5 protein-coding genes are annotated in these 4,617 nt (G+C 64.3%); 1 reads left to right on the forward strand and 4 read right to left on the reverse strand.

What is annotated here, in order from left to right; translation table 11 throughout:
• The 4 genes from acnA to dut form a co-directional block, all read right to left on the reverse strand.
• A partial coding sequence (gene acnA, locus SFU54_RS01405; protein ID WP_413466536.1) for an aconitate hydratase AcnA occupies window positions 1-2,228 on the reverse strand: 2,228 nt, incomplete at its 3' end.
• A 107-nt stretch (window positions 2,229-2,335) separates the two neighbouring features.
• Window positions 2,336-3,091 (reverse strand): DUF3159 domain-containing protein, encoded by a 756-nt coding sequence (locus tag SFU54_RS01410; RefSeq protein WP_319014528.1) that lies wholly within the window; start codon window positions 3,089-3,091, stop codon window positions 2,336-2,338.
• Window positions 3,088-3,714, reverse strand: coding sequence for a DUF3710 domain-containing protein (locus SFU54_RS01415; RefSeq protein WP_319014529.1), 627 nt, complete (start codon window positions 3,712-3,714; stop codon window positions 3,088-3,090). Before SFU54_RS01415 ends, SFU54_RS01410 begins: the two co-directional genes overlap by 4 nt.
• The gene (dut, locus tag SFU54_RS01420; protein WP_319014530.1) at window positions 3,711-4,172 is read right to left on the reverse strand and encodes a dUTP diphosphatase; all 462 of its coding nucleotides are present in this window, start codon (window positions 4,170-4,172) and stop codon (window positions 3,711-3,713) included. Before dut ends, SFU54_RS01415 begins: the two co-directional genes overlap by 4 nt.
• Window positions 4,173-4,204: 32 nt before the next feature.
• On the opposite strand from dut, the gene SFU54_RS01425 reads away from it, so the two are divergent.
• Window positions 4,205-4,617, forward strand: a 413-nt coding sequence (locus SFU54_RS01425; RefSeq protein ID WP_319014531.1) for a DUF3093 domain-containing protein, incomplete at its 3' end; no start/stop codon positions are given.

A 4,617-nucleotide genomic window follows, 5' to 3' on the forward strand; every position in this document is an offset into this window, starting at 1 on the left:
GTGAAGTCGCGGGTGTAGCCACCCTCGACGCCACTGCCGCCGTTGAACTGCGCAAGAAGCTGGTTCTTGAGTCGGATGTTCGCGAAGGTGCCGCGAATCATCACCTCGTGGTTGCCGCGACGCGAGCCGTACGAGTTGAAGTCTTTGCGGTCAACCCCGTGTGCCGTGAGGTACTGACCGGCCGGTGAGTCAGCCTTGATCGACCCGGCGGGGCTGATGTGGTCGGTCGTGACCGAGTCACCGAGCTTCGCCAACACGCGAGCGCCGACGATGTCGCTCACCGGCGTCGTCTCGATCGTCATGCCGTCGAAGTACGGAGGCTTGCGCACGTAGGTCGACTCCGAGTCCCACTCGAAGGTCGCACCGTCGGGGGTAGGAAGCGAACGCCACCGCTCGTCGCCCTCGAAGACCGAGGCATATTGGTGGTCGAACATGCCCGTGTCGATCGACGAGTCGATCGTCGCCTGCACCTCGGCCGCGTCGGGCCAAATGTCGCGCAGGTAGACGTCGTTGCCGTCGCGGTCGGTGCCAAGGGAATCTGTCTCGAAGTCGAAGTTCATCGAGCCAGCCAGCGCATAGGCGATCACGAGCGGGGGGCTCGCGAGGTAGTTCATCTTCACGTCGGGGTTGATGCGGCCCTCGAAGTTGCGGTTGCCCGAGAGAACGGCCGTGACGGCGAGGTCGTGCTCATTGATCGCGGCCGAAATCTCGTCGGCGAGCGGGCCCGAGTTGCCGATACACGTGGTGCAGCCGTAGCCGACGGTGTAAAAGCCGAGCGCCTCAAGGTCGTCGGTGAGTCCGGCCTTCTCGTAGTAGTCGGCCACGACCTTCGAGCCGGGAGCGAGCGTGGTCTTGACCCACGGCTTCGCCTTCAGGCCCTTGTTTGCGGCGTTACGGGCCAGCAAACCGGCCGCGAGCATGACCGAAGGGTTCGAGGTATTGGTGCACGAGGTGATGGCCGCGATCGTCACCGCCCCGTTGTCGAGCACGAACTGCTCTCCCCCGACCGTGACGTCAACAGGAGTGGATGCCGTGGCGCTGTACGCGGGAAGTGCCGCTTCGAACGCCGACTTCGCCACCGACAACTCGATGCGGTCTTGCGGGCGCTTCGGGCCAGCGATCGACGGCACGACGGTCGAGAGGTCGAGCTCGAGATATTCACTAAAGCGCGGCTCGACCGAGGGGTCGTGCCAGAGCGATTGGAGCTTGCTGTAGGCCTCGACGAGAGCCACCTGCGCCTCGCTGCGGCCCGTGAGTCGCAAGTAGTCGAGGGTGACGTCGTCGATCGGGAACATCGCGGCAGTCGACCCAAACTCGGGGCTCATGTTGCCGATCGTGGCGCGGTTCGCGAGCGGAACGGCCGCAACACCGGCACCGTAGAACTCAACAAACTTGCCCACCACGCCGTGCTTGCGCAACATCTCGGTGATCGTGAGCACGACGTCGGTTGCCGTTACTCCGGTGGGAATCGCTCCCATGAGCTTGAAGCCGACGACCTTCGGAATGAGCATCGACACGGGCTGGCCGAGCATCGCGGCCTCGGCTTCAATGCCGCCCACGCCCCAGCCCAGCACGCCGAGGCCGTTGACCATCGTCGTGTGCGAGTCGGTGCCGACGCACGTGTCGGGGTAGGCCCGCAGAACTCCGCCCACCTCACGGGTGTAGGTCACCTTGGCCAGGTGCTCGATGTTGACCTGGTGCACGATGCCGGTTCCCGGAGGAACAACCTTGAAGTCGTCGAACGCGGTCTGCCCCCACCGCAAGAACTGGTAACGCTCGCCATTGCGCTCGTACTCAATCTCGACGTTGCGCTCGAGGGCATCCGCCGTGCCGAACAGGTCAGCGATGACGGAGTGGTCGATCACGAGTTCGGCCGGCGCGAGGGGGTTGATCTTGTTGGGGTCTCCGCCCAATTCGGCCACCGCTTCGCGCATCGTTGCCAGGTCGACGATGCAGGGAACACCCGTGAAGTCCTGCATGACGACACGCGCAGGGCTGAACTGAATCTCGGTGTCGGGCTCAGCGTCGGGCTTCCAGGCGCCCAGGGCACGAATTTGCTCGGCCGTGACGTTCGCACCGTCTTCGGTGCGAAGCAGATTCTCGAGAAGCACCTTGAGGCTGAACGGCAACGTCTCATAGCCGGGGACCGTGTCGATCCGGAAGACCTGATACTCGGTTCCGGCAACCGACAAGGAGTCGATGGAATCGAAACTGTTGACTGAAGACACAGGGGCTCCTCTTGTGCGACGGGTCTGGCGCATCCGTCGTCGAGCGCCGGACTCGACCAGCCTACTGGCCAGAAATTATCTTGATGTCGAGATAAAAAGGGTATCACTCAGGCTGCGCGGCGGGCATACACGGCGCGAATCATGAGCCACGTCACCCAGAGAACCGCGGCATACAGTGGCAGACCCATGAGCAACTTCGTCGCCGCGAGGGCCGCCGTCTGCTCGGTGAAGTACAAGGGCACTTGAACCCCCAGCCGGAGGGCGAAAAGTGCAACCCACAACCATGTCGTCACGGTGAGCACGGTGCGCTTGGCCGCGTCATTGCGCCACCCCGAATCGCCCGTGAGCAAACCGGTGATGACGCCGATCAGCGGACGCCGAATCGCGAGACTCACGAGCAGCGCCACGAGCCAGACCGCATTGATGACGAACCCGAGCACAAAGTTCTCTTCGGCACGTCCTGACCACAGCGCGAGACCGGCCGAGAGCGCAATCCCGACGAGGCCAATCGTCGCGGGAAGGATCGGTGACCGCGTGATCGCACGAACGAGCACGAACAACACAGCAACACCCACCGGAATCAGCACCGAGGGCACGACGTCGCTCGTGACCGTAAAGACGACAAGAAAAAGAAAACCCGGCAGCAACGACTCGATCAGGCCACGCACTCCCCCCACGGCCGACCACAAGTCGTGGGCTGTCGGAGTTTCACCTGGTGCGACGCGACCGAACCCTGACTTCTTCGCGGCCGCAGCAAGTGCTTCTCGAAGCTCTGCCGCGCTGTCGGACGCGGCAATGCCCTGCGAACCACGGTCGCCCGGCTCACTCACGTCGCGATCGCGACCCTCGACCTCGGCGGTCATGCCCCGGGAGCCGATGGAGTGGCGGCCTGAGCGCCTTGCGGCACGTGGAGAGGAATGAGGTCGCGAGGCGGCATGGGGGTCGTGCCGCGAACGACGACGATGCTGCGGAAGACATCATCGATCGCTCGAGCGGCCTCAGCATCGACAGCGCCCTGGCCCGCGACGACGCCGCGCAAGAACCAACGAGGCCCATCAACGCCGACGAATCGAGCGATGCGCGTGGCACCGGGGTCACCTCCCGTGACCGGAATGCGCGCAACTATCTCGGGGCCAAAGACCCCAACGCGTTCTTGGGTCTCAGCGCCCTGAGAGCGCAACTGCTCAACGATTTGAGCGCGAATCTCGTTCCAGAGCCCGCTCGTGCGCGGAGCGGCAAACGGTTGAACCTGCAACGTAGAACCGGCGTAGTCAATGTTGACGGCAACGACGCGCTTGGTGCCTTCTTCGATCTCCAGCCGCAACTGCAAGCCTTCGCGTGGCACGAGCTTGATGGCACCGAGGTCGACGTACGGTCGCACAGCGTTCGCCTCGCTCTCGTCGAGCGGGCCATTTTCGGCGCGGTCATGCGGTGCAGACTTCGCGTCTTCGGGCAGCACTTCGTCCCCAGTGAACGGATCGATCACGCTGGGCCTCCTTCAGTCGGTTCACCACGGTAGCCGGTCGAACCGAAACCGCGCTCTCCACGGTGCGAGCCGGGAAGCGAGTCGACGGCGACGAAGCGAGCGCGCTCAACGGGCCAGACGATCACTTGGGCGATGCGATCGCCAACCTCGATCGCAAACGGCTCTGACTGGTCGGTGTTCAGCACGGTGACCTTGATCTCGCCTCGATAGCCAGCATCCACTGTTCCCGGCGAGTTCACGATCGTGATGCCGTGACGCGCGGCGAGGCCGCTGCGCGGCACCACAAACGCCGCGTAGCCGTCGGGAAGAGCAATAGCCGTTCCCGTCCCCACCGTTGCGCGGCCACCCGGCGGAATCACCAGCGACTCAGCCGAACACAGGTCTGCCCCGGCATCGCCCGGGTGGGCATACGTGGGAACGTTTTCTCCGGTGATCAGGACATCGACGGTTCGCGGCACGGGTCGAGGCTAATGCATGGTCGAATGGCTTCATGGAGTCATACCGAGAGCGCTTGTGGCCCGCCCCCTGGATAGGGCTCATCGCCGCACTGGCTATTCCGGCCAGTCTTTTGACGTTCGCGCCCATCAGCGCGGTTGTCGGGGCCACCGTGGGAATCGTGCTTGCTCTTGGTGTTGTCGGCGTGGCGATCGCCAGTGCGCCGCTCATCACGGTCGGTGACGGGATGCTGCGCGCCGGTAGCGCACGCATTCCCCTGTCGCACGTCGGCGGGACCGAGGTTGCCCGCGGAGATGACGCGCGACTCGCGCGCGGTCAACGGCTCGATGCGCGAGCGTTTCTCGTGCTCCGGCCGGATATTCCTGCAGTACTGCGGGTCGCCGTCACTGACCCCGACGACCCGACGCCGTACTGGCTGCTCTCGACTCGACGTCCCGAAGAATTGGC

Origin of the sequence: Microcella sp. (genome assembly GCF_033763155.1) — a bacterium.
Lineage (GTDB): Bacteria > Actinomycetota > Actinomycetes > Actinomycetales > Microbacteriaceae > Microcella.

Excerpts from the sequence above, each read along its gene's own strand:
- SFU54_RS01410 (WP_319014528.1), bottom strand. The coding sequence starts at position 3,091 with ATGACCGCCGAGGTCGAGGGTCGCGATCGCGACGTGAGTGAGCCGGGC.